Origin of the sequence: Mucilaginibacter sp. (assembly GCF_036383575.1) — a bacterium.
Taxonomy (GTDB): domain Bacteria; phylum Bacteroidota; class Bacteroidia; order Sphingobacteriales; family Sphingobacteriaceae; genus Mucilaginibacter.
The window spans coordinates 1-4,114 of record NZ_DASVOB010000308.1; the positions used below are offsets into that span (position 1 = coordinate 1).

General features: G+C 40.1%; 4 protein-coding genes and 1 pseudogene. 3 read left to right on the forward strand and 2 right to left on the reverse strand.

Going from position 1 to position 4,114, the window contains the following annotated elements; genetic code table 11:
- Positions 1–128: 128 nt before the first annotated feature.
- The 3 genes from VF500_RS10700 (at position 129) to VF500_RS10710 (ending at position 3,160) form a co-directional block, all read left to right on the forward strand.
- The gene (locus VF500_RS10700; protein WP_330859663.1) at positions 129–737 is read left to right on the forward strand and encodes a hypothetical protein; all 609 of its coding nucleotides are present in this window, start codon (positions 129–131) and stop codon (positions 735–737) included.
- 359 nt (positions 738–1,096) lie between these two features.
- On the forward strand, positions 1,097–1,855 hold the full coding sequence (locus VF500_RS10705; protein ID WP_330859664.1) for a hypothetical protein: 759 nt from the start codon (positions 1,097–1,099) through the stop codon (positions 1,853–1,855).
- A gap of 126 nt (positions 1,856–1,981) precedes the next feature.
- Entirely contained in the window at positions 1,982–3,160 is a 1,179-nt protein-coding gene (locus VF500_RS10710) for an acyltransferase (RefSeq protein WP_330859665.1), read from the forward strand.
- A gap of 14 nt (positions 3,161–3,174) precedes the next feature.
- Here the strand turns inward: VF500_RS10710 and VF500_RS10715 are convergent, their stop codons facing one another.
- Both VF500_RS10715 and VF500_RS10720 read right to left on the reverse strand, forming a co-directional pair.
- Positions 3,175–3,903: a (Fe-S)-binding protein gene (locus tag VF500_RS10715; RefSeq protein WP_330859666.1), complete on the reverse strand. Its 729-nt coding sequence runs from the start codon at positions 3,901–3,903 to the stop codon at positions 3,175–3,177.
- Positions 3,904–3,916: 13 nt separating this feature from the next.
- Positions 3,917–4,114, reverse strand: a pseudogene (locus VF500_RS10720) (MFS transporter); the annotation flags it as partial.

Sequence of the window (4,114 nt, forward strand, 5' to 3'; positions counted from 1 at the left end):
TAGGTGCCCCGTGTCGCCCGTTTATTTTAAAAGCGACTTCCCTGTTTTCACAAACCTTCATTTTCATAATACTGGTAATTTCCCTATTTTCATTGCGGATAAAACGTAGATCCTAAACCAGCAATATCATGATTGTATACGGCACCAAAGCCAAACTCCTAAAAGCTGAAATAACAAGCGACAACTGCCCAAACTGTAATACGGCGAATAGTATACAGATGAATGTATTTCAACGCTGGGCGCATATTTTCTGGATCCCGTTTTTCCCGATTGGTAAAACCGGCGTCTCGCAATGCCTCAATTGCAGACAGGTATTGAAACTTAAGGAAATGCCTGAATCGCTAAAATTAAGCTATGATAACTTAAAAACTCAAACCACAATACCTGTTTGGACATTTGCCGGCTGCTTTTTGATCGTTATCGGTTCGATATTTTTTTATATCAGCGAAAAGCAGAAAGCTAAAAAAGTAAACCAGTGGGTTTTATCACCACAAAAGAACGATATTTTTCACATCAAACTTAAAAACGACCACTATACCCTATACAAAGTAAATAAAGTATCGGGCGACTCCGTTTACCTGGCCCTTAACAAATATGAGGTTGACAGCGAAGACGGACTTGACGACATTGCGGCAAAGGGCGATACTGCCTATGACAGCGCCCAGGAAGGTATTGCCAAACCATTCCTTGTAGAAATGGCGAAAGAAGGTGCTATTTTGGATATTGAGCGGAAGTAAAATAAATCAAAGACATGATTCCAGTTCGCTCTTATTGGTTTGCCAAATTTTTTGAAAGCCTGTACTTGTTTATAGCTGTATTTGATGGTTTATCAATGATATCAGATCAATTATTTTATAGGCTTTTTAATTTCTCTGATCAGGTATCTTTTATCCGGCTGTTCTGCTACGTTAGTGTCGCTATATGCATTATTGCTGCGGCTCATGCTGTTTATTGGCATTTTAAAAGCAAAAATGAAGGTTTTAATTCGGGGATACGGCACGCATTTCTTCGTGGAGTAATACGATATTTTCTTGCCTACGAGGTATTTGTTTACGGCTTTGCAAAGATACTAAAAACTCAGTTCGGGCACGTTTACATGAGGGATAACACCCCTGTGGGCAAATTAAGCGGCTTTGACCTCACATGGAACTATTTTGGCCATTCCTATACTTTCGCGGTTATACTTGGTCTGCTACAGATCAGCGGCGGCGTTATGCTTTTGTTCAGGCGCACCACTTTGCTGGGCACCTGCATATTATTACCCGTAATGTTGAACATTGTATTGATCAATGTATTTTATGATATAGACACAGGGGCGTTTATAAACTCAATCATTATAACTATTGGCCTGTTATACCTTTTGCTATTGCGATGGCCGGATATTAAACTTATTTTATTCAAACAGATAGAAATACCTCATATCAGGTTAAGTTTTGCAAAGCCTGCCTTAAAACTTTTGATCATCGGCCTTGCCTTCTACAGAATTTACGGTTATGTAGCTTCCACACCGTCATCAGTCTTTACCGGGAAATGGAAAATAGTACAGTTTACGCGAAATAGCAAAACTGTAGGTGAAAACGAATGGATGAACGGCGCTCAAAACTGGTGTTATGTTTATATAGAAGACGGCGGCCGAATTGCATTATGTGCCAACCCATATATTTTTGAAACCAACCGTGCCTGGTTTGGTAAATACATGTACCGAGCAGACAGAAAAACATTCAATATTGTTTTTGATGGCGGCACAAATAATGATACCACAAGGGTAAAGATCAGCAACTACAACGGCAAGCAAATGCAATGGGATACCAAAGTGTATGATGACACCCTAAAGTTGAAATTAGTTAAAGAATAAATAACTGTCAGATTATCATCGTATTCTTGATCCCGATCAAAACCAAAGTACAATTAAAAGCAACCGGTTGTTTATTAACTGCGTAATGCCAACATATGCCGATTATAACTAAAAACGGCCGCATGTATGTTAATAACAAACCTTTTCCGTGTTAAAAATAATACTGAACGAATTTACGGATTAGATATACTTAGAGCCGTTGCTATACTTTTCGTTTTAAACGTACATAGTGCCTTGTTTTTCAATAAAAACTCATTGACCTACCGGTTATTAACTGCACTCAACCTTGACGGGGTTACTTTATTTTTTGTATTGAGCGGCTTCCTGATCGGAGGTATCCTGATCAGGCAATTCAATAGCCCCAATATCACATTCAATACACTCCTCAGCTTTTGGTTGCGCCGATGGTTTCGCACCTTACCTGCCTATTTTCTTGTATTGATCGTTTTGTTGATTTTAGGTTTCTGCACAAAACAACTCCTACCCGAAACAAGCGTTAAAGGATATTTCTTTTTCCTTGCAAATTTCAACAAGCCCATGCCCAATTACCTGTTTCCTGAATCATGGTCGCTGGCAGTTGAAGAGTGGTTTTATATACTTGTGCCCGCTGCTGTTTTCATTTCGATAACTGTTTTTAAAATCAACGTGCGCTATGCCGTTTTGATTTTGGCCTGCACACTGATATTGGGTATCGCAGCTTTCAGGTATTATCGTTTTACCTCCTGGCCGGCACATCTGATAAATGGAGAGGTAATTGATCTGTTTTTCAGAAAACACGTAAGCACAAGGTTGGATTGTATTATGTACGGAGTACTCGGATCTTACATCGCTTACTATCATGCTGGTACCTGGAAACGTTATCCTAATGCGTTATTTATTATAGGTATTTGCTTACTGTACCTGCATTATGTACAATACATTTTCGGCTACTTTGGCTTGCTGTACTCGTGTGTATTTGCCTACAGCGTTCCGCCTTTAGGAGTATTATGCCTTTTGCCCAGGCTTACACTTATCAAAACCGGAAAAGGTGTGTTATATAAATCGATCACACTAATAAGTATAATTTCCTATTCGCTTTATCTACTCAACTACTCCGTTGTCAGGACATACCTCATTGAAGATTTCCTAAACCCTTATCTTAGCCATTTTCTTACTGCCAGCTCGCTCAAAATAACAGATTACACAATCTTCTGGATCTTGACTATCGCCGGGGGAATACTGCTTTCTAAATATTTTGAACAGCCAATGACGCAATTGAGAGACCGGATTACGCACTTGCGCAAAACCCCAATTGTTAAGAAGTAAATTACCTTATTAGATCAGACATTCCCCCAGCCCAAGGCCAATACATCAGCAATGTGCATGGTTTGAATAGGAAGGTTGTTTTTGTCGATATACCCCTGCATGTGCATTAAGCAGGAAGTATCGGTAGATATGATGTACTCGGCGCCGGCATCAAGGGCGTTGTTTACTTTTTGCTGGGCCATGGCGGTTGAGATCCCATCAAACTTAACAGCGAAAGTGCCTCCAAAACCGCAGCAAGTTTCGCCGTCTTTCAAATCAAGCAATTCAAGGCCAAGCACTTTAGAGAGTAACTGACGAGGCTCATCTTTTATTTTACATTCGCGCAAACCGGCGCAGCTATCGTGATAAACAGCCTTACCATCAAGCTCAGCACCGAAATAATCAAACTCCAGGATATTCACCAGAAAATCAGATAGCTCATAGATGTTACCCTGTATAGCCCTGCATTTATTGTGCACGGCTGTATTGGTAAACAGGTCGTTATAATAATTTTTCACCATTCCTGTACATGAGGCCGAGGGCGAAACAATTACGCTGTCTTCTGAAAAATCGCTTAAAAACTTATTGCCTACCTCTTTGGCATCGTCCCAAAAACCGGCATTAAAAGCCGGCTGACCGCAACAGGTTTGCGCCGGGTTGTAACTAACCTTGCAGCCTGCCTTCTCCAGCAACTTTACTGTATTAAAAGCTGTCGCAGGAAACAACTGATCTATAAAACAGGGTATGAACAACTCAACCTTCATCGGCACAAAATAGTTAACGGTTGCTAAAATCCGAATTTTTATTAATGTTTTGTTCGGTCTTCAGCAAAGAAAACAATAAAATCAAACCGACAATGAAGAATACGCCCAATACTAAAACCGAATTTCGCGGACTTCCGGTTAGTTCTTCAAAAAAACCAAAGCTAAACACCCCGCCTACTATGGCCAGTTTTTCGGTAACATCATAAAAGCT